Source organism: Lentzea albida, from assembly GCF_900111005.1.
GTDB lineage: Bacteria > Actinomycetota > Actinomycetes > Mycobacteriales > Pseudonocardiaceae > Lentzea > Lentzea albida.
In genome coordinates this window covers 37,097-59,758 of sequence record NZ_FOFV01000018.1, presented here as the reverse complement: position 1 = coordinate 59,758, position 22,662 = coordinate 37,097, and the positions used below count along the sequence as shown (strand labels likewise).

Below are 22,662 nucleotides of genomic sequence, written 5' to 3'. Positions count from 1 at the left end.
ATCACCTGTTCGGAGGATTCCAGTCGATGCCGACCGTGCAGACCCGTTCGGACTCCCGCCAGACGGTGATGGCGAAGGTGCCTGCCTCGGCTGAGACCCTGGCGAGGTATTCGGTGGCGCAGGCGATCGTGTAGCGCGACTTCCAGTCGGCTTCTTTCTTTATGTACCAACCATGATCCGTCACGGACTCGACGTAGGAGAGGGTCAGGCGACCGTTCCGGCTGCGGCGGTGGTACTGGATGCTGTGGACGTACTCCATGCAGTGGACGGTCCTCATCAGACCCCGCCAGCGTGATTCACGAATGTCAGACCTCGTCCGTAACGTTTGGGTCATGTCCGACCCCACGTTCCGGCAGGTGCGCCTCGGCGAGGCGTTGAAGAGGCTGCGTGAGCGCGCCGGGCTGAGCCAGCGTGAGGCGGCGTACCGGCTGCGGTACAACTACCAGAAGCTGAGCCGCATCGAGAACGGCCAGTTGCCGGAGTACCACGGCATGCGCGCGATGCTAGATCTGTACGGCGTGCTCGTGTCGGAGGAGGCGCCGTACATCGAGATGTGGGAGCGCGCCAGCGAGAAGGGCTGGTGGCACCCGTACGGCATCGAGAACCACGGCTACATCAGCCTGGAGCACGACGCCGTCCGAGTGAGCGCGTTCTCGTTGGGATACATTCCCGGCTTGTTGCAGACCGAGAGCTACATGCGGGCGGTCTTCCAGGGCTGGCAAGTTCAGCGATCACGGAAGTGGATCGAGAACCAGGTCGCGGTGCGCGTTCGACGGCAAGAACGGCTCGCCAGTGGGCTTCAGTACCACGCGATCATCGCCGAAGCGGCCTTTCCCCAGGCCGACCGCGAGCAATTGCTGCACATCAACGACGCGGGCCAGCGGGCCAACGTGTCGGTGCAGGTGTTGCCCAACGCCGCAGGTCTGAACGACGGTTTCAACGGGTCGTTTCTCCTGCTTGACTTCGCCTACCCCGGTGACATGACCGTGCTCTACGTCGAGCACCCCGCCGGTGCCGCGCACGTCGAGGACGTTGAACAGGTGAAGGCCAGTAGGCTGGTCTTCAAGCACCTCTCGAAGCTGGCGCTGGCGCCGGACGAGTCCGCTGAGTGGATCGGGAGGCTGGCTGCAGAGAGGTAGGGATCGAGGTGTCTGCCGTGTGGCGCAAGAGCAGCCGTAGCAATGGCGCGGAGGACAGCGACTGCGTGGAGATCGCCCTGGACGGCTCCGGTGCCCGCATCCGCGACTCGAAAGGCCAGGAGGACGCCACGGTCGCGGCGCCCGCCTGGGCTGCGTTCCTCGCGATGGTCAAGGACCAGGTCAGAAGCTGATCACGTCGGCCGTGTCCGGGTTCGCCTTGCCCGCCAGCACCGCCTGCCACACCTCGACCAGCTCGTCCGGCCCGTGGTGCTGAACGACCGCGACCCAGCCAGCGGCCTGGGCGGTGAACCCGCGCCACGCCTCGCCGAACCGCTGAGCCAACCCGTCCGAGCCCCAGTCCGCGGTGCGCTTGCGCAGCTGGTCCGGCGCGAAGAAGAACTCCGACCGCGAGTCCTGCGACGGCGTCTTGTGGGTCAGCCCGATCGACACGTCCTTCTTCAGCTCGGCGCCCAGCCGTGAGTGCAGCGCCGACCGCACGTCGGCCGACCCGCTGAAGTCCAGGTACACCGAAGGCTCGACGTCCACGGCGGCGTCGTAGGGGAGCACGGTGTCGTAGAGGCCGAGACCCTTGGTGAATTCCACGTTGCGCGGCGATGTCAGACCCACGAGCCGGACGCCCTGCCCGCGCAGGCACTGGGCCGTGCCGAACGCCGTCTTGCTGGACGCGGACGAGATCACGACGGTGCGGGCGCCGTGGAAGTCGTTGTCCACCAGCTGGTCGGCGAGCAGGAAGGACGTGAGGAACAGCGGCCGGTACAGCACTTGGAGGTCTTCCGAGTTCGCGTCGTAGGCCGGGTCGGACGACGTCACCAGGTAGCTGTTGTAGACGGCGGGCAGTTCGGCCCGGTGGTCGGCGGTGTCGACGAAACCGGACGAGGTCAGGCGTGCCCGCGCGACGAAGTGGCTCGCCATCGGCAGGTAGCCGTAGACGCGGGTACCGGTGGGCAGGGCGTCCACTGTGGAGTCGACGACGTCGGCGAAGCCCCACACCGGCACCACGCCCTGACCAGAGCCGCCCGCCGGGAAGAAGTTCCAGTAGCCGAGGACGTCACCGATCACGCCGTAGGTGACGTTGTTGGCGGTGAGTCCGACACGGCTGACGCGCAGCAGGACCTCGCAGTCGGACAGATCGGACCCGGAGGGCAGTTCGTCGTGCAGCACTTCGGTTTCGGCGAGGTTGCCGCGGTCGACGACGACGGTCCAGCGACTGATCATTGCCTTCGCTTCTCCTTGGTCGGAGGTATTCTCCGGTCGTGACCGTGCCTGAAAGACTGATCGACGCCGCCACCCGCCTCTTCGCGGACAAGGGCTACGAGCGGGTCGCCGTGCAGGAGATCGTGGAGAGCGCCGGCGTCACCAAGGGCGCCATGTACCACTACTTCGGGTCGAAGGACGACCTGCTGCACGAGATCTACGGGCGGCTGCTGCGGTTGCAGACCGAACACCTCGAGAAGATCGCGTCGAGCACCGGGCCGGTCACCGAACGGCTGCGCGAGGCCGCGATCGACGTGATCGTCACCAGCGTCGACGACTTCGACGCCGCCAAGGTGTTCTTCCGGTCGATGAACCACCTCTCCGAGGAGAAGCAGCGGGAGGTGCGGGCCGAGCGGCGGCGCTACCACGAGAAGTTCCGCGGGCTGGTCGAGGAGGGCCAGCGGGACGGGACGTTCCGCGCCGACGTGCCCGCGGACGTGGCCACGTACTACTTCTTCGGGTCGCTGCACCAGCTCGGCACCTGGTACCGCCCGGACGGGGACATCCCGCCCGGGCAGCTGGCGCAGCACTACGCGGACCTGCTGATCCACAGTCTCAAGGCCTGATCAGGGCACGATCACGCTGACGATCTCGGCGACGCACGCGGGCTTCTCGCTGCCCTCGATCTCGATGACGACCTTGGTCACGAGCTGCTTGCCCAGCGCGATGTCGGTGACGTCCAGCAGCTCGACGCCGCCGCGCACCCTGGCGCCGACGAGCACCGGCTGCGGGAAGCGCACCTTGTTGCTGCCGTAGTTGACGCCCATCTTGATGTTCTTGACCGTGTAGACGTCCCGCACCAGGTAGGGCACCAGCGACAGCGTCAGGTAGCCGTGCGCGACCGGTCCGCCGAACGGGCCCTTGGCGGCCTTCTCGACGTCGATGTGGATCCACTGGTGGTCGAGGGTCGCGTCGGCGAACAGGTTGACCTGCTCCTGCGTGATCTCGTGCCACTCGCCGAAACCGAGGTGCTGGCCCTTCGCGGCGACCAGCTCGTCGATGTTCTCGAACGCGCGCATCCGCCTCAGTCCTTCGGTCCGCCGGCGACGTAGATGACCTGGCCGGACACGAACCCGGCACCCTCGCTGACGAGGAACGACGCGGTGTGCGCGATGTCCTCCGGCTGCCCGACGCGGGCGACCGGGATGGCGGCCGCGGAGCCGTTGACCAGGTCCTCGAACGAGATCTTCATGCGCTCGGCCGTCGCCTTGGTCATCTCGGTGACGATGAAACCGGGCGCGATCGCGTTGACCGTGACGCCGAACTTGCCGAGCTCGATCGCGAGGGTCTTCGTGAAGCCCTGGAGACCGGCCTTGGCGGCGGCGTAGTTGGCCTGGCCGCGGTTGCCGAGCGCGCTGGTGCTCGACAGGTTGACGATGCGGCCGAAGCCTTCCTTCGTCTGGAACGCCTGCACGGCCTTGCTCATCAGGAACGCGCCGCGCAGGTGCACGTTCATGACCGTGTCCCAGTCGCTCGCGGACATCTTGAACAGCAGGTTGTCGCGCAGCACGCCCGCGTTGTTGATGAGCACGGTCGGCGCACCGAGCTGCTCGGCGACCTTCGCGACCGCGGCGTTGACCTGCTCCTCGTCGGCGACGTCGACCTTGAGGCCGATGGCGCGCCCACCGCCCGCGACGATCTTGTCGGCGCCGTCGCGCACACCCTGCTCGTCGAGGTCGAGCAACGCGACGGCCAGGCCGTCCGCGGCGAGGCGCTGCGCGACCGCGGCACCGATGCCACGAGCCGCGCCGGTGACGATCGCAACCCTGTCGGCCACGGGTCCTCCTTCGGTTTCGGTGGTGAGCTAAGCAAGCGCTTAGTAACGTACCTATCAGTCAGCTTGACGTCCAGGCCTGTGCGGACGACCATACCGACTGGTCGGAATGTCGCACTACGAGGAGGCAGGTGCCCGTGGAACTCACCGGCAAGGTCGCGCTCATCACCGGCGGAGCCAACGGCATCGGCGCCGCGTCCGCCCGGCGGCTGGCGTCGCACGGCGCTCGCGTCGTCGTGGCGGACGTGGACGCTGACCAGGGCAAAGCCGTTGCCGACGAGGTCGGCGGCGTCTTCGTGCGCTGCGACGTCACGGTCCCTTCGGACTCGGCGGAGGCCGTTGCGCTCGCCGTCCGCGAGTTCGGCGGGCTCGACATCGCCTTCCTGAACGCCGGCATCGGCACCGGCTGCTCGCTGGGCGACGACTTCGACGTCGAGACGTACCGCCGCGCGATGGCGATCAACCTCGACGGTGTCGTCTACGGCGCCCACTACGCGTTGCCCGAGGTGCGCAAGCGCGGCGGCCAGATCATCGCCACGGCGTCGATGGCCGGCCTCATGCCGATGCCCGGCGACCCGGTCTACGGCGCCAACAAGGCCGCCGTCGTCGGTCTCGTGCGCTCTCTCGGCGGCGCACACCCGGACGTGCGCGTGAACGCCCTTTGCCCCGGCTTCGCCGACACCAACATCATCGTGCCGCTGCGCTCGACGCTGGAGGAGATCGGCATGCCGATCATCCCGGTGCCCGCCGTGGTGGACGCCTTCATGTCCATTGTGGAGGGTTCGGGCACCGGCGAGGCCTGGTTCGTCCAGGCAGGCCGTGCCCCGGAGCCGTTCGGCTTCCGCAACCCGCCCGGCCCCCGCGCCGCGGACGGCTCGCGCATCCAGGCCGCCCAGAAGGACCCCGTCACCATCGCGCTCAAGGAGAACTGACCGTGCGTGCCATCCAGATCACCGAGTTCGGTGGACCCGAGGTGTTGCAGCAGGTGGAGCTGCCCGACCCCGTCGCGGGTGAGGGCGAGGTGCTGATCAACGTCTCGCGGGCCGGTCTGAACTACGCCGACACGCACCAGGCGGAGAACTCCTACCTGGCCAAGATGGAACTGCCCCTGGTGCCCGGCGGCGAGGTCGTCGGGACCACTTCCGACGGGCGTCGGGTCGTCGCTCTGACGAAGAACTCCGGTGGGTATGCGGAGAAGGCTGTCGCGCCTGCTTTGACGACTTTCGACGTTCCCGACGGTGTGGACGACCTGACGGCGTTGTCGTTGATCGTGCAGGGCGCCACGGCTTGGTTGCTGCTGCGGAAGTCGACTCACATGGAGCCCGGTGAGTCGGTCGTCGTGCACGCTGCCGCCGGCGGTGTGGGGACGATCGCCGTGCAGCTGGCCAAGTTGTGGGGCGCCGGCCGCGTGATCGCCACCGCTTCGTCTGAGGAGAAGCGCAAGCTCGCACTGGACCTGGGTGCCGACGTTGCCGTTGACTCACGTGCGTCGGACATGACGGCCGCGCTGAAGGAAGCCAACGGCGGCCGGCGGGTCGACGTCGTGCTGGACATGACCGGAGGAGCAATCACTGACCAGTCGCTCGTGGCGCTGGCTCCGTTCGGGCGCCTTGCGTTTTATGGCATGGCCTCGCGGGAAAGGCCGAAGCCGGTCGACCTCGGGGCACTGCTGGTGCACTCCACGGCCGTTGCGGGTATGTGGCTGCCCCACGCGTTGAAGGTTCGCGACGCCGAGCACGGGACTCTCGCCCATCGGGCCATGGCCGAGCTGTTCCAGCTCGTGGTGGACGGCAAGCTGAAGGCCGTTCCCGGTGGCGAGTACGGGATGGGCGAGATCCGGCAGGCCCACGAAGACCTGCGGTCGCGCAAGACGGCGGGCAAGCTGCTGCTCGACCCGGCTCGCTGACGCGAACCAGTAACCCTGCGAGTAACAGTCGCCTGAAGCGCCGAGAGGGCGGCCCGCCTGAGCGGGCCGCCCTCTCGTGCTGACTCCGGACCTACTCGGAGAGCTCCGCCAGCTGGGCCTTCACCTTGGCCAGCTCGGCCTCCAGCTCCTCCATGCGGGTGCGGTGCTGGTCGCGCGCCGCCTCGAGCACCGACTCGATGCCCTCGGCGATGTCCTCGTGCAGCTCCTTGGCCGCCTTGGCGACCGAGATCGCCGGGATGACCAGGCCCGACACGACGCGCTGCGTGCCGTGGACCAGGTCGGCCTGCCACTCGCCCTCGGCGGTGCCGGTGACCGTGAGCGTGAGCTCGACGGTGCGAGTCTTCTTGGCCGTGCTCTTCGGGCGGCCGGCCTTCGGCTTCTCAGCCTTCGGGGGCGCCGGTGCCTCGGCGGGCTTGGGAGCCTCGACGGGCTTCGGGGCCTCGGCCTCGGGGGCGGCCTTCGCCGGAGTCTCCTCCACGACGGTCTCCTCGACTGCCTGAACCTCGGTGAGCGTGTCCGACACGATCAGGTTTCCTCTCTGCGCAACGACGTGACCCCGCGCACAGCATAGAACACGTGTTCGATCAGCCGTGGATGGGGTCAGCAGAGAGCCTAGTCAGTACGGCGGGAGCTGCACGCGCCACTGCCGTTCGACGTCGAGGACGCCGGGTACCGCCTGCAACGCCGGGATCGCCTTCACCTCGGCCGTGCCGGTGACCACGCCCAGCGCTTCCAGGACGGTGTCGACCACCAGACCCGCCTCCCGCAGGTCGTCGAGGACCTGCGGGAGGCTGCCGTCGGTCACGGAGACCATCACCTGGTCGACCGGAGCGGTCATGGCGCCTGGACGAGCCCGGTGCCGATGTCGGTGGACGGCAGCGGCACGCGCAGGGCCGTGCCGGCCAGGCGTGCCCACAGTTCGTACGCGCGTGCGCCCGTCTTCTCCGCGATCAGGACGGCCACGCCCGCCACGTGCGGGGTCGCCATCGACGTGCCGCGCAGGCGGCGGTACTTCTCCGGCAGCTTGAAGGAGGAGTACACGTCGACGCCGGGGGCGCAGACGTCGATCTGGCCGATCTTGTCCGCCGAGCCCGACGAGAACGACGCGATCGCGCGGTTCACGTCGATCGCCGCCACCGCGATGATGCTCGGGCAGCGTGCCGGGTGGCCGACCGGCGCGATGCGGCCGGGACGCGAGGAGGCGTTGCCCGCCGCGGCGATGATCAGCGTGCCTTTGGCCAGCGCGCGCTGCGCCACGGTCTCGTAGATCTGCGAGTACGGCGTGCCCGCCGGCACGTCGGCGCCCAGTGACATCGAGATGACCGCGCAGCCGTTCGAGATCGCCCAGTCGATGCCCGCGAGGATGCCCCCGTCGGAGCCGGAACCCGCGTTGGACAGCACCTTGCCCGCGAAGATCTCCGCCTCGTACGCCACGCCGTAGCCGGGCGCCGTGGCGGGCTTGCGCGGGCCCGCGGACGTGCCGATGCAGTGCGTGCCGTGGCCGTGGCCGTCCTGCACGTCCTCGCCGGCGATGAACGACTTCGTGGTGATCGCGCGACCCGCGAAGTCCGGGTGGTTCTGCTCCCAGCCCGTGTCGAGCACGGCGATCTTGACGCCCTTGCCGGTGGCCGTGCTGACGTCCGCGCCGACCGCCTGCAGCCCCCAGGTCAGCACGGACTCGTCGACGGCCTGCGCCTGCGCCTCCTCGACGGGCGCGGCGTCGTCCTGGAACGCGTGCACGACGCGCTCCGGTTCGACGATCTGGACCGGCCCGGGACGCTCGGCGGCGCCGTTCAGCTCGGCCAGCAGGTTCGGGTCCGCGGACACGACCGCGACCCCGAGTTCGGGGAAGACCTGCACGGCCTCCGGGTCCAGATCGCCGCTGTTGGGGTCGAACCCGGCGATAGCACCGAGCTCGGCCACCCCCTCCTCGATCGCGTCTTCCTGCAGCAACACCAGGAAACGCCCGGTGGTCTCCACTTCAGCGGGTTCGGTCATGACGTTTCGCCCCTACTCTCCGACTTGCCCTCACTAGAGAGTCGTCACATCGGGGCTCCCGTTTCAGGCCATCTGCCTTCTGCGCTGAAAGAATTCACCGATCGGCTCAACGTACTTGGCCGCGATCGGCCCCAGGATCGCCATCAACAGCACGTACGCGGTCGCGAGCGCCGCGAGGTCGGCGGCCACCTGCCCGGACGCCACGGCCAGCCCGGCGATGACGATGGAGAACTCACCCCGCGCCACCAGCGCCGCGCCCGCACGCATGCGGCCCATCTTGCCGATGCCCTGCCGGCGCGCCGCCCACCAGCCGGTGAACACCTTCGTCGCCGTCGTGACCACCGCCAGCGCCACCGCGATTCCGAGAACGGGTGGAATCGACCGCGGGTCGGTGTTGAGCCCGAACACCACGAAGAACATCGCCGCGAACAGGTCCCGCAGCGGCTCCAGCAACCGCGTCGCGTTCTCGGCCGTCGACCCGGAGATCGCGATGCCGAGCAGGAACGCGCCGACCGCGGCGGACACCTGCAGCTGCGAGGCGATGCCCGCGACGAGCAACGCCGAGCCGAGCAGCTTGAGCAGGAACACCTCGTGGTCGGGACTGTCCACAATGGCCGAGATGAACCGGCCGTACTTCAACGCCACCACCAGGACCACGGTGATCGCGAGCAGCGAGATGCCCACCGACGTCAGTCCGCCGAGGAAGCTCACGCCCGCCAGCACCGCCGTGAGCACCGGCAGGTAGACGGCCATCGCCAGGTCCTCGAACACGAGCACGGACAGCACGACCGGCGTCTCGCGGTTACCCAACCTGCCGAGGTCTCCGAGCACCTTCGCGACGATGCCCGACGACGAGATGTACGTGACGCCCGCCATCGCCAGCGCGCCGACGGTGCCCCAGCCGAGCAGGTAGGCCGCGATCGCACCTGGTGCCGAGTTCAGCACCAGGTCGAGCACACCGGCCATCCACGACTTCTTGAGCCCGGTGGTGAGCTCGGACGCCGAGTACTCGAGTCCGAGCAGCAGGAGCAGCAGCACCACGCCGATCTCGCTGGCCAGGTGCGTGAACTCCTCGATGCCGTGCAGCGGGACGAACCCGCCCTGGCCGAACGCGAGCCCGCCGATCAGGTACAGCGGGATCGGGGAGATGCCGGCACGCCGAGCCACACGACCCAGTAAGCCGAGGCCGAAGAAGACCGCGCCGAGCTGGATCATGGCGATTGTTGTCTCGTGCACTGTGCTTAACCGCCGTGGAGGATCTCAGCGGCGGCGTCGAGGCCCTCCGCGGTGCCGACGACGACCGCGAGGTCACCGTTTTCGAAGAGGAAGTCGGGCCCGGGCGACGGATGCGCGTTGCCCGCGCGGACGACGGCCACGATGGACACACTGGTCCTGGTGCGCAGGGCGGTCTCGCCGAGGGTGCGGTTCGCGAAGGCGGTGACCGGCAGCTGACGCGTGGTGATGCCCGCGATGTCGCGGGTCTCCTCGCGCAGGTGGGCGACGAGCTGCGGCGCGCCGAGCAGGCCCGCGAGCGTGTTCGCCTCTTCCGGTGAGAGGGGTATGGAGGCCGAGCAGGAGTCCGGGTCGTTCGCCTTGGAGACGATGAGCTCGAACTTGCCGTCCCGGTAGGTGATCACGCCGACACGCCGCCCGGCGCGGATGGTGAAGTCCTGACGCGTCCCGATGCCCGGCAGGGGCGTGATCTCTACGTTCACACAGATCATGATACGGGGATGTCACTTCGAGTACGCCCCGTGCGTCGCGGTTGGGTGGTACGCGATCGCGTGCCCGGACCCGACGTCGACGAGTTCGCCGAACCCGGTCAGGTGATCGGGGCGCTGGCCAGAGCGCCGCACGGCACGCTGCTGGCCGTCCAGCACCCCCACCGCACCCCGGCGGCGCTGGCGGCGGGCGTCGGGCTGCTCGACGCCCTGCCGCACGCCCGCATCGAGCTCGCGGCGCTGATCAGGCGCGCGTACGTCGAGGTCACCGACGTCGTCGCGCCCTACCGGGTGGACGGGCCGGACGGCACGGCGTGCGGTGTGCTGTGCCTGGTCGACCCGGACGGCATCGCGCACACCGAGGACGTCTACCCGGACGTCGTCGCCGAACGCGGCCGGGTGCTGGCCTCGCTGGGCATCGCGACGAGCGCCGCCATGCTCGTCCCGGTCACCCCGCACGACGCCCTCACGGAGCTCGTGCTCGGCATGACGGGGGAGCCGGCCGTGTCGCTCGTGGACTCGGGCGGGCGGCGGCACTGGGTGTGGCTGGTCGGGCCGGGGGAGGAGCAGGACGCGTTCCTCGACGCCGCCGGCGCGCACCCGTTGCTCGTCGCGGACGGCAACCACCGGGTCGCGGCGGCGCGCGAAGCGGGGCTGGCCGGGCTGCTGGCGCTCGTCACGTCCGGGCCGGGGCTGCGGGTCGGGCCGATCCACCGCGCGATCTCGGGCAGCGGGCTCACCGCGTCCGACCTGGTGGCGGCGTGGGAACGGGCAGGACTGGCGGTGTCGTCCCTGCCCTACGTCGTCGATCCCGAACCGGGAGTGGTCGTGGTGCGGTGCCCGGACGAGGTGCTGCGGGTCGAACTGCCCGCGGGACGGGGGATCGACCACGCGGTCGTGGAGTCGTTGCTGCTGCACGAGGCTCTCGGCCTCGACCCCGAGAGCCCCTGTGTGAGGGCGGTCGTGGACCCGTCGGTCGAGGCCGAGGCGGTGCTGCTGATCGCGCCCGTGCCGCTGCGGGAAGTGCTGGAGGGCACCAAGATGCCGCGCAAGAGCACCTATTTCACGCCCAAGCCGCGCAGCGGCCTTCTGCTGGCCGACCTGTCACCGTAGGGCCCTGCCCGGCCGGATCGTTCGACCCTGTTCGGTCGTCGGACGCGCGTTGAAAATCGAGCGATGCACTACGACGCCTCACCTTCACTGCCGTCGCCCCATTCCCGGATCGGACTGCTGCACGTCAGGCACCTGAGGGTCATGACGTCGGCGTTGCGCGCGGTCGACTACCGCTACGGCGGCGGATCGTGCCGCACGCAGGTGCAGGCGCTGTTGTCGTGGTGCGACAAGGCTTACGCGCACTCGGCCAGCGCCGCCGTGCGCCGTGACTTCCGGGACGCCATCGCGGAGCTGCACGCCCTCGCGGGGTGGACGGCCTTCGACGCGGGCCTCGGAGGATCAGCGCACCGCCACTTCCTGCTCGCCCTGGACTTCGCCCAGGACGAGGACCTGGTGGCGAACATCCGGTACCGGATGGGGCGGGTCCACCTGCACCACGGTGGGCCCGCCGAGGCGCTCGGCATGTTCCGGCTCGCGGGGATCGTCGCGAAGAGCCACCACACGAACGCGATCCTGGCCGCGAACCAGGCGTGGTGCTACGCCGAGATGGGGCAGCGGGTGTCCGCGCTCGCGTTGCTGGGACGTGCGCACGACGAGTTCGCACGGGCGGATGTGGACGGCGCACCGCCGTGGGCCGCGTTCTTCGACGTGCACGACCTCGCCGGCATGACCGGGGCCATTTACACCTCTCTCGCGCGCACGGTCGACGCGAGTTACGCCAAGCCGGCCATCACGGCGTTGCTCCAGGCGGTGTCCGGCTACCGCGACGAGATGGCGCGCAGCCGGACGTTCGCGCTGATCTCGTTGTCGCTCAACCACCTCCTGCTGGGGGACGCGGACGAGGCGGCGGCCGCGGGGGTCCTGGCCGTCGCGCAGGCGGGGGACGTGATGTCGGCCCGCGCGCGCAAGAAGCTCGAACCGCTGCACGCCGAGGCGGACCGGCGCCGCGCGACCACGCTGCGGGAGCTCATCACGCCGTTGCTGGTGGCTCCGTCGCACGCCGCATGATGACCGAGCGGAGCCGGTGGTTCCCGGCCGCGTCGGGGTCGTTGCCGGAGATCCGGGACTTCGTGCGGGAGCTCGCCGGGCAGTCCGGGTTGCGCGGTGACGACGCGCGGGACGTGGTGCTGGCGGTGTCCGAGGCGGCGGACAACGCGGTGCGGCGCGCCGGGGCGTCCGTCGTCGGGGTGACGTGGGAGCCGCGCGACCACGCCGTGCTGCTCACCATCGAGGACGACGGCGTGTTCGACCACGACGCCGGTGACGTCAGGCCGCTGGGGCTGCGGCTGCTGTTCGGCGTCGCCGACGAGGTGCGGGTGCGGCCGGGCAAGCCGACGTGGCCCGGCACGGTCGTGCGGGCGCTCGTGCGGGTCTGGTCGCGGCCGGGCGCCCTGGACCTGCCCGCACAGCGCTCGAAGGTGCTGCTGGTGGACGGTGACCGGCTCTCCGGCCAGGCCCTGGCCGTCTTCCTGCACGCCGAGGGCTACGAGGTGTCGCTCGTGACGACGGTGGCGGCCGCACAGGAGGCCATTCAGAGTCGACCGGCTCTGGCGGTGGTGGACCTGCTGACGTCTCATGGGGAGGGAACGAGGTTCGCGGCGGCGGCGCGGACCTCCGGTGTGCCGGTGGTGGCCCTCTCGGCGATGGAGCCGGCCGCGCACGTCGCCGATGCCTACCTGGCGAAACCGGCGCACCCGCTCCGCGTGCTCGCGGCGGTGCGCGACCTGTTGTCTCCCGACCCGTGAGGCACCGACGATGAGACCCCATCCAGGCCAGCTGGAGGTGCGCCGCGACGGCGCGGTGGTGACGTTGACCGGTGAGGTCGACATGAACACCAGCGACCTGCTGCGCGCCGAGCTCGCGCTCGCCTGTTCGTCCGGGGACGGCCTGGGTGACGTCGTGGTCGACTTCGCCGGGCTGACGTTCATCGGTTCCAGCGGCCTGCACGTGCTGATCGAGACCGCCGGCGTGCTGGGGGACCGGCGGCTCGTGCTGCTCGGCGGCGGGTGGGCCGCCTACGTCGTGAACCTGCTCGGGCTCACCGTGAAGTTCCCGAACATCGTTGTGGAACAAGACGTCGGGTGATGTCCACTGAGGACGCTGTAGGGTCGGTCGCATGGCGGTGCGAGCGATCAGGGGTGCCACGCAGATCGACGCGGATTCGCGGGACCTGCTGCTGGAGGCGACGGCCGAGCTGGTGCGGGAGGTGTTGTCGTGCAACGCGTTGACGTCGGAAGACCTGATCAGCGTGGTGCTCACCGCCACCCCCGACCTCGTGTCGGAGTTCCCGGCCTACGCCGCGCGCCTCGCGGGCCTGCAGGACGTGCCGCTGCTGTCCGCCACCGAGATCGCGGTGCCGGGCTCGATGCCGCGGGTGATCCGGTTGCTGGCCCACGTCGAGACGGACCTGCCGCGGTCGTCGATCAAGCACGTCTACCTGCGCGGCGCGGCGGCGTTGCGGACCGACCTCAACCACTGAACGCGCGGCTGATCGCGTCGACGTGCCGGTGGTCCGTGCCGCAGCAGCCGCCCAGCACGGTCAGCCTCGGAAAGCGTTCTCGCAGCTTCCGGTAGCCGTTCGTGTCCTCGTCGACCGCGCGGACGGCGTCCCCCAGCGCGTCCCCTCTTGGCAGCCTGCCGTCGGTCTCGACGGTGAACGAGATGACCACCTGCGCGCCGGCCTCGCGGGCGGCGTCGGCGATGCCGGTGGCCTCGGGCACGTTCGTCAGCGTCATCGCGGTGACCAGGTCGGCCTCGGTGTCGGCGAGCGTGCGGATCTGGGTGGAGTGGTACTCGCGCGCCTCGTCCCGGCTCATGATCGTCTCAGGTCTGTACGCGTCCCCGCGCGGCCCGACGCACCCGCTGATGACGACGGTGGCCGCGAACTTCGCGCGCACGTCCAGCAGCATGTCGACGGCGGCCCGGTTGACCCGGTCGAGGCGGTTCCCGTCGTAACCCCGCCGCGCCGCCCAGTCGGGGTTGGCGCGCCAGGTGGCGGTCTCGAGCACGATGCCGGTGCCGTCCCGTTCGGCGATGCCCGCGTAGCGCTCGAAGTACCGGGTGAGCGCCGCCCTGCCGTCGGGGTCGTCGAGCAGCGGGAACGCGGCGAAGTAGGGCAGGTCGATGCCGTCGTCGAAGATCAGGGTCGTCTCGGCGCCGCCGTCGGCGAGGAAGAGGTCGGCGTGGAGCTGGGGCAGCTGCGTCATCGGGGTGCCTCCAGGTCGGAGGGCCCGGTGTGCGTCCCGTGCACCGGTCGTGCCCGCTAGGATCAGGTGATCACTGGGGGGTGATCGCGTGTTCCAGCCCTATCTGGCGGAGTACCGCTACTACGCGTTGTTCCTCGAGGACGGCTCCATGAAGGACGTCGTCGACGCGAAAGGCCTCTACCGCTCCCTCGGGGGGTTCGACGAGGCGCAGTACCGCGGCCACGGCGGGTGGGAGTGGAGCGACGACCTCTCGGAGGCCCGCGAACACGACTCCCGGTACGCCTACCGCGAGGTGACCCCGGCCGAGACCGACCGGCTCAGGCGGCGCATCGACGCCGAGCGGCCTGCGCCGGCGTCACCACCGCAGGAGAAACCCGGTGCTCTCGAACTGCTCGAGGCGCGCAGGCGGGCCGAACCGGTGGACGGCCACTACTACTTCGCCGAGTTCGACAGCCTGGCCGACGTGGTGGACCTGACCAGGGCACACGCCCTGGTCCGCTGCTCCGCCACAGGCCGCGGGGCCTGGGAGGCCTACGTGCGCGAAGGGGTGTGGACGCGGGGCAGGGGACCGCTGCCCGACACCGCGCTGCCGGTGGGGCGCGAGAACGCCGAGCAGGTCATCCGGGCTAGGGAGGCCACGGCGACCAGGTACTTCGAGGTGCGGCCCAGTGGCGCGGACAGCAACGTCCTCGTGTGCCACACGGCGTCGGGCGACCAGATCTCCGACGACCTCGGCTGGCGGTCCGCCGACGTCCTCCGGAACGTGGAGCCGGGCTGGTGGGTGAGGGAGTACAGCGAACGCGGCTTCGCCGGTGCCCGGCGATTCGCCACGACCCGCGCGAGGGCGGACAGGTTCCGCGACCGCCCCGACGACTACTTCGCGGTCTTCCCCGACGAGGACGACGTCTACGACTTCAGCAAGGTGCTGTTCGTGGTGCGGCGCTTCTTCAACCCCTACTACGGCCGCCACGAGGGGTCGACGTACGAGCGGTGGACGTCGGACGGCTGGCGACCGACCGAGCCGCCCGTGCTGCACGGCCTCCTGCCGATCTCCGACGAGGAGTTCGGCCTGCTGACGGCGCCCCGTCCCCGACCGGCACGGGGCGCCGGCGACCTCAGGCGCTGAAGTCCTTGCCGGGCAGCCACCCGTTGGGGATGTCCGTGACGCGCCAGGACGGAACGGACACCTTGACGGTGCGGATCGGCGTGGCGAGGAACGGCGCCACCTCGGGCACCTTGGCGACGAGGTGCTGCCGCACGGCCTCGTCCTCGGCACCCTCGACCACCACGGCCGTGCCCCGCGCCTGCAGGAACGGCTCCATCGGCGACCCGGTCGACACGACCAGCGCCACCTCGGGGTTCTCCCTGATCGCCTTGAGCGTGCGGCCGCGCTCCTCCAGCACGAGCACCAGCGTGTGCGGCCCGTCCTCGGCGAAGTAGACGCCGCTCACCCACGAGCCGTCCGAACCGGCCGTGGCCAGGAACATCGACTTGTGCGTGGCCAGCGTGCGGTGCAGCAGCTCCTCGACGGCGCTGTGCTGTTCAGTGGTGGTCACTGGGTCCTCCATCGATCTCGGTGGTGCGCCCACCAGATCGGCGCGGGCCGCGCGCGCCTTGTGCGAATTCCACCGATCGATACCGCCTACCGGCTGAAGTGCTGCTGCAGGCGCTGGTGGCGGAACTCGTAGGCGGCACCCACCTGCCGGAGGACGCCGCGTTCGTGCGCCTCCTCCAGGAAGCCCAGGAGACGCCAGGGAAGCCTGCCGCACAGGGCGAACCAGGTCCGCGCGATGGTGAAGTCGACCCAGGCGCCGGACAGGGGCCAGACGCAGGAGACGGTCAGCCCCAGCCCAGCCATGGCCACGAGCGCGGGCACGTCCAGTCCGCCCTCCACCCACGTCCACATCGACAGCCCGACGGTGATCGTGGTCGTGGCCAGCGCGGTCACGAAGATCGTGGCCTTGCGGTCGCCCGCCAGCCCGCCGCGGGGGTCGACCGGCGCGTTGACCGAGATCGGCTTCGCCAGCGCCTGGCTGCTCCAGCCGATGCCGATGATCGAGCCGGTGGTCACCACGACGCCCAGCGGGGTCCTGGCGGAGGCGAGCTGGTCGGCGAGCGCGGACGCCCCGATCCCCGCCAGCCCGCCGGCCAGCAGGCCGCCGGCGGCCCGGCCCCAGGACGCCACCAGGTACGACGGCAACCGGGCGGCGTCAGGGGAGCGCACCGCGCCCACCACCGTTCCCGCGAGAGCACCGGCCACGGCGCCCGCGACGGCTCCCACCGCCAGGACGACGAGCCACCACACCGCGAAGACCGGCTGGTCGCTGAGCCGGCCGTGGAGCAGGATCGTCGTGGCGAACACGGCGCCGGTGAGCAGACCCCGGCTCGCGCCGACGACCGTGCGAGGTCCGGGCAGCATCAGGAACAGGCGCCACCACCCCAGGTTCCGCGCTTGTGGCCTCGCCGCGAGCCGTCGAGCGAGGAACGCGAGCCACCTCCTCGGGTTCTCCGGGCAGGGGTAGAGCGCCGGGAGGTAGGCCTCCAAGAGGTGCTTCTCGACGGCGGACGACGTCGGCAGTTCCAGCAGGTCCGCGGGATCGCTCGTAAGCGGGGTGAACGCCGTCCTCGCGAGGTAGACGGCTAGCGGGGTCGAGAGCGCCCGTGCGAGCACCCCGTCCGGTTCCCGCAGGAGCGCCTCGGTGACCGGCCGCCACCTCCGGTCGCCCTCCAGCACACCCGCCTCCAGGTACCGGGCCGCCTCCCGCGCCCCGACCGGTGTCAGCTCGACGACCGCCGCCCGGCCGACCGGGACACCGGTCTCGCGGATGATCTCCTCGTAGTCGTCCGCGCGGCAGGTCAGCACGAAGGGCGAGTTCCTGCCGACCACGCGGGCGATGCCCCGCACCGCGTCGACCTTCGAACCGACCTCGTCCAGCGCGTCCAGCACCGGCAGGACCAGCCGCTTCTCGACCAGTGCGCGCGCGAGGCCGGGCCCGTGGACGCCGCGTGCGCGGAAGTCCGGGTGGTCCGCGGAGATCCGCTGCGCCATCCACGCGTCCAGGTCCTGTTCGGCCGGGTCCCAGGAGGCGAGCGGCAGCAGGACCGGGACCAGGTCGCCCGGCTCGCGCCGGGCGAGCAGGTGCAGCACCAGCAGCATCGCGGCACTCGTCTTGCCGGAGCCGGGTTCGCCCAGCAGCACGAGCTGGTGGCCGGGCAGTTCGAACAGCGCGTCCGCGAGCCGGCCCACACCACCGTGCAGCTTCAGCCGGAGGGGCTCGCCCGCCACGACGCCGGGACCGATGACGTCCTTCGCGCTCGGGGCGACCGGTCGTCGGGTCGACGCCCAGCGGACGTCCAGCGGGTCCTGGCGGGTGAGGCCGCGCGCACCGGCCTCCCGTTCCCACTGCCGGAGGACGAGGCCGGCGAGGTCCTCGAGCGCCTGGGCAGGATCCCCCGAGGTGTCCGCCGCGGCGCCGGCGCGCAGGGTCAGCAAGCCGACCACCAGGCCCGCGAGCGCGAGCACCGCGCCCGTCACGCTGGCGAGCTTGTCCCCCACGTCCAGCGCGTCTTCCGACGTGGCCAGCCAAGTCAGGACACCGATGACCGACACGGCGAACGCCACGACGGCGAGCCGCCACCTGCCCGAGTTCACCGCGACATGATTCCCGATGATCGGCACCGCCTCCGCCCTGGACCGTCCCGGTGCCGGTGTGAGCGTCCGCACCAGGCACAATGTGGACCGTGGGTGTCTCGGAGGGAGCTGCTGTGGGCCAGGGTCAGTTGCGCGGTGTGGTCGCTCTCGACGGACCGGCCGGCACCGGCAAGTCCACCGTGGCCAAGCGCCTCGCGATGGCGCTGGACGCGCGCTACCTCGACACCGGCTCGATGTACCGGGCGATCGCGCTCGCCGTGCTGCGCGCGGGCGTCGACCCGGCCGACGAGGCCAAGGTCGTCGCGGTCGCCGAGAAGGCGGTGCTCGTCGTCGGCACGGACCCCCGGCTGCCCGGCATCACGCTCGACGGCGACGACGTGTCGTCCGCCGTCCGCGCGCCCGAGGTCTCGCTCGCCGTGTCACCGGTGTCCGCGACCGGGAACGTGCGGGAGCTCCTCGTCGCCCAGCAGCGCGCGATCATCGCGGACGCCGTCGACCACGTGGGCGGGATCGTCGTCGAGGGGCGCGACATCGGCACCGTCGTGACGCCCGACGCCCCGCTGAAGGTGTACCTGACGGCCTCGGCCGAGGCGCGGGCCGCGCGCAGGACCAAGCAGGACAGCGCCGCCGGCCGCGAGTCCACTGTGGACGCCGCGCTGGCGGACGTGCAGCGTCGTGACAAGTACGACTCCACGCGCGCCGTGTCGCCGATGAAGCCGGCCGACGACGCGGTGGAGCTCGACAACACCGACCTCGACCTCGCGGGCACGATCACCGCTCTGCTGGAGCTCGTCGAACGGCGTGGGCTGCGGGTGACCGGGTGAGCGTTCCCGGGGGCACGCAGCCCTGGCTGTTCGACCTCGGCCGCTGGATCGCGCGGGTTCCCTACGCCTGGCAGTTCCGGATTCGGACGCACGGCCGCGACCGCGTACCCTTGAGTGGCGGCGTGGTCGTCGTCGCCAACCACAGCTCGGCGGCGGACGGGCCGATCCTCTTCGGTGTGCTTCCCCGGCGCGTGACGTTCCTGATCAAGCAGGAGATGTTCAAAGGTGTCGTGGGCGACCTCCTGCGCAAGATCGGGCAGATCCCCGTCAAACGGGGAGAAGCCGACCGCACGGCGCTGACCAGCGCGTTGTCCGTGCTCAAAGCCGGTGGTGTGATCGGGGTCTTCCCCGAGGGCACGCGCGGCGAGGGCGACGTGGCGAGCGCGCAGAACGGCGCCGCGTGGCTCGCCAAGACCTCCGGCGCGGTGGTGCTCCCGGTCGCCTGCCGCGGGACCTACCAGGCCAAGGGCTGGCGCCCCGAGGTCGACGTGCTGATCGGTGAGCCGTTCCACCTCCCGGAAGGGAAGGGGCGGGCGGCCCTGGGCGTTGCCACCGAGCAGGTGCGTGACCGCCTGGCGACACTGGTCGCCGAACTCGATGGACATCGCAAGAGTGAGGGAAGACGATGACGGACCTGGACGGCACCTGGGAGGACGAGGCCGACTGGTCAGCCTTCGACGACCTCGACGGTGGTGACGGCGAGGAAGCGGCGCCGCCCCAGCCGGTGCTCGCGGTGGTCGGACGGCCGAACGTCGGCAAGTCCACATTGGTCAACCGCATCATCGGCCGCCGCGAGGCCGTGGTGCAGGACGTGCCCGGCGTGACGCGCGACCGCGTCGCCTACGACGCGCTGTGGAACGGCCGCAAGTTCACCGTGGTCGACACGGGCGGCTGGGAGCCGGACGCGGTCGGGCTGCAGGCCTCCGTGGCCGCGCAGGCCGAGCTCGCGATGGCGACCGCGGACGTGATCCTGCTGGTCGTGGACGGGTCGGTGGGCGCGACGGCCACCGAGGAGGCCGTCGCGAAGGTCCTGCGCCGCTCCAAGAAGCCCGTGATCCTGTGCGCGTCCAAGGTCGACGACGACAGGCTGATGGCCGACATCGCGTCGCTGTGGTCGCTCGGCCTCGGCGAGCCCTACCCGGTCTCCGGCCTGCACGGCCGCGGCTCCGGCGACCTGCTCGACGTCATCCTCGACCGGCTGCCCGAGACCCCGCGCGACGACTTCGGCGGCCGCGGTGGCGGTCCCCGCCGCGTGGCGCTCGTCGGCAAGCCGAACGTCGGCAAGTCGTCGCTGCTCAACCGCCTGACCGGCGAGAACCGCTCGGTCGTCGACTCGGTCGCGGGCACCACCGTCGACCCGGTCGACTCGCTGGTGGAGCTCGACGGCGAGATCTGGCGTTTCGTGGACACCGCCGGCCTGCGCAAGCGGGTCAAGTTCTCCGGTGGCGCCGAGTACTACGCGTCGCTGCGCACCAAGTCCGCGATCGAGACCGCCGAGGTCGCCGTCGTGCTCCTGGACGCGCACGAGCCGTTGGCGGAGCAGGACCTCCGGGTGCTGACGATGGTCGTCGAGTCGGGCCGCGCGTGCGTGCTGGCGTTCAACAAGTGGGACCTCGTCGACGAGGACCGCCGCACCGAGATGGTCCGCGAACTCGAACGCGGCCTCGTGCGCGTCCCGTGGGCGGACAAGGTCAACATCTCGGCCCTGACCGGCCGCGCCGTGCACAAGCTCGCGCCGGCGTTGAGGACCGCCCTGAACTCGTGGGACACCCGAGTCCCGACCGGCCGCCTGAACCAGTGGCTGACCGAACTGATCGCCGCGACCCCGCCGCCCGTGCGCGGCGGCAAGCAGCCGAAGGTCCTGTTCGCGACCCAGGCCTCGACCCGGCCGCCGACGTTCGTGCTGTTCACGACGGGCTTCCTCGAGGCCTCGTACCGCCGGTTCATCGAGCGCAGGCTGCGCGAGGAGTTCGGCTTCGAGGGCAGCCCGGTCCGCATCTCCGTGCGCGTGCGCGAGAAGAAGAAGGCCGGCGCCGGCAAGAAGTAGCTCCTCCGCGGTCTCCGTAGTTTTCACGGGTGACGACCCAACCGGCTGGTTGCCCTTTGCCATGGGGTGCGGTTGGTTGGGTTCGTGGCCGTACGAGTGGTGCTAGCCGACGACGAGGCCCTGCTGCGGCGGGGCCTGAAAGTCCTCCTCGAAGCCGACGGCAGAGTCGACGTCGTCGGCGAGGCGGCCGACGGCGCCGAACTGATCGAGGCAGTCCTGGCCCACCTCCCCGACGTGGTGCTGGTGGACGTCCAGATGCCCGGCGTAGACGGCCTGGAAGCCGTCCGCCGACTCAGGACGTGGGCCACCCCACCGGCGATAGCGGTGCTGACCACGTTCGACCTGGACGACTACGTGGCGACAGCCCTGGACCTGGGCGCCCAGGGCTTCCTCCTCAAGGACGCGGAACCAGAAGCCCTGGTCCGCGCCGTGGTGGACCTGGCAGCAGGCGGGGCGGTCCTGGACCCGCGCATCACCGCCCGCCTCCTCCCACGCCTGCGAGGCTTCCGGGCCAACCGGCAGCTGGACTCGTTGTCGGCCCGCGAACGCCAGGTCCTAGAACTCGTGGCAGCCGGCCGCTCGAACCACTCGATAGCCGAAGAACTCTGCCTGTCCGAGGCCACGGTGAAGAGCTACGTCTCCACCGTCCTCACCAAACTGGGCGTGGAGAACCGGGTGCAGGCAGCCCTGGTGGCCCACCAGGTGGGTGTCTGGTGAAGACGGTCCTGCGCGAAATTCTGACCGCAGGCCTCACCACAGGAGTAGTCCTCCTGACCCAGGACCGCCCTTTCCCGTGGTCCCTCTGGACCGCGGTAGCCGCATCCCTGCTGCTCCCGACCCGCCTCCGCTGGCCCTGGCTGGCCACCCTCCTGTGCGTACCGGCAGTGGCGGGGGGCCTGGGCTGGGCACCAGCCCTGGTGGCCCAGTTCCGCCTGGGCCGCAAGGAAAAGTCCCTCCCGCTCCAACTCTTCTGGGTCCTACTCCTCACCACGGCGGCGATAGCCCCGGTCCTCCTCCTGGAAACCATCCCCGTGGGCACGCTCCTGCTGGCCTTCGCCTTCGCGTTCGGCCTCGCAGCAGCCCCCACAGCCCTCGGTGCCCTGGTCACCACCCGCAAGGAACTGACCCAGTCCCTCTACGAAACCCGCAGAGCGAGAGCCGCCGAACTAGAGGCCCAGGAAACCTCAGCGCGAGCAGCAGAACGAGCCCGAATAGCCCGCGAGATCCACGACGCAGTAGGCCACCACGCCACCCTCATCGCAGTGGAGTCGGCAGCCCTGGCAGCCACCGCCCCGGACGACACAGTGCGGGACACAGCACTACGTCTACGAGCCCTGGCAAAGGAATCGCTCGCCGAGATGCGAGCAGCCCTCGGCCTGCTGAACTCCGACACCACCTACCCGTCCCTCCAAGAACTGGTGGACCGAGCCCGAGTGGCCGGCGTCTCGGTCACCCTCTCGGAATCCGGCGACGCACCCTTGTCCCCAGCAGTCTCCAGAGCCCTCTTCAGGGTGGTCCAGGAAGCCCTCACCAACGTGACGAAACACGCCCCAGGCGCCTCCGTGACGGTGACGGTGGACAGATCATCACCAGTGCGGGTGAGCGTGGTGAACGGCCCAGGAGACCTGCCGTCGTTGGGCGATGGGGGAGGCGCGGGTCTGCACGGCTTGTCCGAGCGGGTCCGCCTGGCCGGCGGCACCCTGACCACCTCTTTCCGGGCAGACGGCGGCTTCAGCGTCAGCGCCGTCCTACCACCGGGTAAGCCGAAGGTCGACGGCCAAGACTCGACTTTCGGAGGTGGCGCCTCCGCCGCCGCGACCGCATAGTTCAGGGTGTCGGTCGAGGATCGGGGGATCGGTCGGACCGAGGGACGCGGGGACCCGAACTTCGGGTCCCCGCCGTATTTCCGCAGCTAGCAGCCTGTGGAGGGGGTCGTTTTTGATCTCTGTCCGCGGTGTTGTAGGATTTCTCATGCATGCCGGGGAA

Annotated in this window: 28 protein-coding genes; 16 read left to right on the top strand and 12 right to left on the bottom strand. The window is 70.4% G+C overall.

Annotation, left to right across the window (positions count from 1 at the left end; all coding sequences use genetic code 11):
• Position 1: 1 nt before the first annotated feature.
• Positions 2–259, bottom strand: coding sequence for a hypothetical protein (locus BMY74_RS34515; RefSeq protein WP_089922971.1), 258 nt, complete (start codon positions 257–259; stop codon positions 2–4).
• Between the two features lie 97 nt (positions 260–356).
• On the opposite strand from BMY74_RS34515, the gene BMY74_RS34510 reads away from it, so the two are divergent.
• Positions 357–1,139, top strand: a complete 783-nt coding sequence (locus tag BMY74_RS34510; protein ID WP_177230068.1) for a helix-turn-helix domain-containing protein — start codon at positions 357–359, stop codon at positions 1,137–1,139.
• An 8-nt stretch (positions 1,140–1,147) separates the two neighbouring features.
• Positions 1,148–1,330, top strand: a complete 183-nt coding sequence (locus BMY74_RS34505; RefSeq protein ID WP_143091815.1) for a DUF397 domain-containing protein — start codon at positions 1,148–1,150, stop codon at positions 1,328–1,330.
• On the opposite strand, the gene BMY74_RS34500 is transcribed toward BMY74_RS34505, so the two are convergent.
• Positions 1,320–2,375, bottom strand: coding sequence for a DUF2855 family protein (locus BMY74_RS34500; protein ID WP_089922964.1), 1,056 nt, complete (start codon positions 2,373–2,375; stop codon positions 1,320–1,322). The two genes, BMY74_RS34505 and BMY74_RS34500, sit on opposite strands and share 11 nt — an antisense overlap.
• Before the next feature lie 38 nt (positions 2,376–2,413).
• On the opposite strand from BMY74_RS34500, the gene BMY74_RS34495 reads away from it, so the two are divergent.
• The gene (locus tag BMY74_RS34495) at positions 2,414–2,980 is read left to right on the top strand and encodes a TetR/AcrR family transcriptional regulator (RefSeq protein WP_245786513.1); all 567 of its coding nucleotides are present in this window, start codon (positions 2,414–2,416) and stop codon (positions 2,978–2,980) included.
• Here BMY74_RS34495 and BMY74_RS34490 read toward each other — a convergent pair whose 3' ends face one another.
• Positions 2,981–3,433: a MaoC family dehydratase gene (locus BMY74_RS34490; protein ID WP_177230067.1), complete on the bottom strand. Its 453-nt coding sequence runs from the start codon at positions 3,431–3,433 to the stop codon at positions 2,981–2,983.
• A gap of 5 nt (positions 3,434–3,438) precedes the next feature.
• Positions 3,439–4,191 (bottom strand): SDR family oxidoreductase, encoded by a 753-nt coding sequence (locus BMY74_RS34485; RefSeq protein ID WP_089922957.1) that lies wholly within the window; start codon positions 4,189–4,191, stop codon positions 3,439–3,441.
• 128 nt (positions 4,192–4,319) lie between these two features.
• Between BMY74_RS34485 and BMY74_RS34480 the strand changes: the two genes are divergently transcribed.
• Positions 4,320–5,120 carry an SDR family NAD(P)-dependent oxidoreductase gene (locus tag BMY74_RS34480; protein WP_089922955.1) on the top strand — a complete coding sequence of 267 codons (801 nt, stop codon included), beginning with the start codon at positions 4,320–4,322 and terminating at the stop codon, positions 5,118–5,120.
• A gap of 2 nt (positions 5,121–5,122) precedes the next feature.
• Complete coding sequence (locus tag BMY74_RS34475) at positions 5,123–6,094, top strand: quinone oxidoreductase family protein (RefSeq protein WP_089922953.1); 972 nt, start codon at positions 5,123–5,125, stop codon at positions 6,092–6,094.
• Positions 6,095–6,185: 91 nt separating this feature from the next.
• Here BMY74_RS34475 and BMY74_RS34470 read toward each other — a convergent pair whose 3' ends face one another.
• The 5 genes from BMY74_RS34470 to BMY74_RS34450 all read right to left on the bottom strand — a co-directional run bounded on the left by BMY74_RS34470 (position 6,186) and on the right by BMY74_RS34450 (position 9,828).
• On the bottom strand, positions 6,186–6,638 hold the full coding sequence (locus BMY74_RS34470) for a DUF6319 family protein (protein ID WP_245786512.1): 453 nt from the start codon (positions 6,636–6,638) through the stop codon (positions 6,186–6,188).
• Between the two features lie 93 nt (positions 6,639–6,731).
• Positions 6,732–6,953 (bottom strand): hypothetical protein, encoded by a 222-nt coding sequence (locus BMY74_RS34465; RefSeq protein WP_089922949.1) that lies wholly within the window; start codon positions 6,951–6,953, stop codon positions 6,732–6,734.
• A complete protein-coding gene (locus BMY74_RS34460) occupies positions 6,950–8,113 on the bottom strand; it encodes a S8 family peptidase (RefSeq protein ID WP_089922947.1) in 1,164 nt (387 codons plus the stop codon). Before BMY74_RS34460 ends, BMY74_RS34465 begins: the two co-directional genes overlap by 4 nt.
• Positions 8,114–8,176: 63 nt before the next feature.
• Positions 8,177–9,328, bottom strand: a complete 1,152-nt coding sequence (locus BMY74_RS34455; RefSeq protein WP_425434885.1) for a cation:proton antiporter — start codon at positions 9,326–9,328, stop codon at positions 8,177–8,179.
• 26 nt (positions 9,329–9,354) lie between these two features.
• Positions 9,355–9,828, bottom strand: a complete 474-nt coding sequence (locus BMY74_RS34450) for a cation:proton antiporter regulatory subunit (RefSeq protein ID WP_089923279.1) — start codon at positions 9,826–9,828, stop codon at positions 9,355–9,357.
• Between the two features lie 18 nt (positions 9,829–9,846).
• Between BMY74_RS34450 and BMY74_RS34445 the strand changes: the two genes are divergently transcribed.
• The 5 genes from BMY74_RS34445 (at position 9,847) to aroH (ending at position 13,426) form a co-directional block, all read left to right on the top strand.
• A complete protein-coding gene (locus BMY74_RS34445) occupies positions 9,847–10,947 on the top strand; it encodes a DUF1015 family protein (protein WP_089922943.1) in 1,101 nt (366 codons plus the stop codon).
• A 63-nt stretch (positions 10,948–11,010) separates the two neighbouring features.
• The gene (locus tag BMY74_RS34440) at positions 11,011–11,955 is read left to right on the top strand and encodes an NsdA family TPR-like regulatory protein (protein WP_089922941.1); all 945 of its coding nucleotides are present in this window, start codon (positions 11,011–11,013) and stop codon (positions 11,953–11,955) included.
• A complete protein-coding gene (locus BMY74_RS34435; protein ID WP_089922939.1) occupies positions 11,952–12,692 on the top strand; it encodes an ATP-binding protein in 741 nt (246 codons plus the stop codon). Before BMY74_RS34440 ends, BMY74_RS34435 begins: the two co-directional genes overlap by 4 nt.
• 10 nt (positions 12,693–12,702) lie before the next feature.
• Positions 12,703–13,032 (top strand): STAS domain-containing protein, encoded by a 330-nt coding sequence (locus BMY74_RS45410; protein WP_177230066.1) that lies wholly within the window; start codon positions 12,703–12,705, stop codon positions 13,030–13,032.
• 31 nt (positions 13,033–13,063) lie between these two features.
• A complete protein-coding gene (gene aroH / locus BMY74_RS34425; protein WP_089922935.1) occupies positions 13,064–13,426 on the top strand; it encodes a chorismate mutase in 363 nt (120 codons plus the stop codon).
• On the opposite strand, the gene BMY74_RS34420 is transcribed toward aroH, so the two are convergent.
• Positions 13,416–14,153, bottom strand: a complete 738-nt coding sequence (locus tag BMY74_RS34420; protein ID WP_089922934.1) for a homocysteine S-methyltransferase family protein — start codon at positions 14,151–14,153, stop codon at positions 13,416–13,418. The genes aroH and BMY74_RS34420 overlap by 11 nt on opposite strands.
• Positions 14,154–14,241: 88 nt before the next feature.
• Here BMY74_RS34420 and BMY74_RS34415 point away from each other — a divergent pair, with 88 nt between their 5' ends.
• Entirely contained in the window at positions 14,242–15,279 is a 1,038-nt protein-coding gene (locus tag BMY74_RS34415; protein WP_089922932.1) for a hypothetical protein, read from the top strand.
• On the opposite strand, the gene BMY74_RS34410 is transcribed toward BMY74_RS34415, so the two are convergent.
• A complete protein-coding gene (locus BMY74_RS34410) occupies positions 15,269–15,709 on the bottom strand; it encodes a pyridoxamine 5'-phosphate oxidase family protein (protein ID WP_245786511.1) in 441 nt (146 codons plus the stop codon). The two genes, BMY74_RS34415 and BMY74_RS34410, sit on opposite strands and share 11 nt — an antisense overlap.
• Before the next feature lie 86 nt (positions 15,710–15,795).
• Positions 15,796–17,877, bottom strand: a complete 2,082-nt coding sequence (locus tag BMY74_RS34405; protein ID WP_143091814.1) for a hypothetical protein — start codon at positions 17,875–17,877, stop codon at positions 15,796–15,798.
• A 65-nt stretch (positions 17,878–17,942) separates the two neighbouring features.
• Between BMY74_RS34405 and cmk the strand changes: the two genes are divergently transcribed.
• From cmk to BMY74_RS34380, 5 genes are all read left to right on the top strand, one after another.
• Positions 17,943–18,629, top strand: coding sequence for a (d)CMP kinase (gene cmk, locus BMY74_RS34400; protein WP_245786531.1), 687 nt, complete (start codon positions 17,943–17,945; stop codon positions 18,627–18,629).
• Complete coding sequence (locus BMY74_RS34395; protein WP_089922924.1) at positions 18,626–19,258, top strand: lysophospholipid acyltransferase family protein; 633 nt, start codon at positions 18,626–18,628, stop codon at positions 19,256–19,258. The genes cmk and BMY74_RS34395 overlap by 4 nt, the downstream gene beginning before the upstream one ends.
• The gene (gene der / locus BMY74_RS34390; RefSeq protein ID WP_089922922.1) at positions 19,255–20,676 is read left to right on the top strand and encodes a ribosome biogenesis GTPase Der; all 1,422 of its coding nucleotides are present in this window, start codon (positions 19,255–19,257) and stop codon (positions 20,674–20,676) included. The genes BMY74_RS34395 and der overlap by 4 nt, the downstream gene beginning before the upstream one ends.
• Before the next feature lie 84 nt (positions 20,677–20,760).
• Complete coding sequence (locus BMY74_RS34385) at positions 20,761–21,393, top strand: response regulator (RefSeq protein WP_245786510.1); 633 nt, start codon at positions 20,761–20,763, stop codon at positions 21,391–21,393.
• Positions 21,394–21,593: 200 nt separating this feature from the next.
• Positions 21,594–22,502, top strand: coding sequence for a sensor histidine kinase (locus BMY74_RS34380; RefSeq protein ID WP_245786509.1), 909 nt, complete (start codon positions 21,594–21,596; stop codon positions 22,500–22,502).
• Positions 22,503–22,662 lie beyond the last annotated feature (160 nt).

Excerpts from the sequence above, each read along its gene's own strand:
- BMY74_RS34420 (WP_089922934.1), bottom strand. The coding sequence starts at position 14,153 with ATGACGCAGCTGCCCCAGCTCCACGCCGACCTCTTCCTCGCCGACGGC.
- BMY74_RS34465 (WP_089922949.1), bottom strand. The coding sequence starts at position 6,953 with ATGACCGCTCCGGTCGACCAGGTGATGGTCTCCGTGACCGACGGCAGC.
- BMY74_RS34460 (WP_089922947.1), bottom strand. The coding sequence starts at position 8,113 with ATGACCGAACCCGCTGAAGTGGAGACCACCGGGCGTTTCCTGGTGTTG.
- BMY74_RS34440 (WP_089922941.1), top strand. The coding sequence starts at position 11,011 with ATGCACTACGACGCCTCACCTTCACTGCCGTCGCCCCATTCCCGGATC.
- der (WP_089922922.1), top strand. The coding sequence starts at position 19,255 with ATGACGGACCTGGACGGCACCTGGGAGGACGAGGCCGACTGGTCAGCC.
- BMY74_RS34455 (WP_425434885.1), bottom strand. The coding sequence starts at position 9,328 with ATGATCCAGCTCGGCGCGGTCTTCTTCGGCCTCGGCTTACTGGGTCGT.
- BMY74_RS34435 (WP_089922939.1), top strand. The coding sequence starts at position 11,952 with ATGATGACCGAGCGGAGCCGGTGGTTCCCGGCCGCGTCGGGGTCGTTG.
- BMY74_RS34500 (WP_089922964.1), bottom strand. The coding sequence starts at position 2,375 with ATGATCAGTCGCTGGACCGTCGTCGTCGACCGCGGCAACCTCGCCGAA.
- BMY74_RS34490 (WP_177230067.1), bottom strand. The coding sequence starts at position 3,433 with ATGCGCGCGTTCGAGAACATCGACGAGCTGGTCGCCGCGAAGGGCCAG.
- BMY74_RS34445 (WP_089922943.1), top strand. The coding sequence starts at position 9,847 with ATGTCACTTCGAGTACGCCCCGTGCGTCGCGGTTGGGTGGTACGCGAT.
- BMY74_RS45410 (WP_177230066.1), top strand. The coding sequence starts at position 12,703 with ATGAGACCCCATCCAGGCCAGCTGGAGGTGCGCCGCGACGGCGCGGTG.
- BMY74_RS34515 (WP_089922971.1), bottom strand. The coding sequence starts at position 259 with ATGGAGTACGTCCACAGCATCCAGTACCACCGCCGCAGCCGGAACGGT.
- aroH (WP_089922935.1), top strand. The coding sequence starts at position 13,064 with ATGGCGGTGCGAGCGATCAGGGGTGCCACGCAGATCGACGCGGATTCG.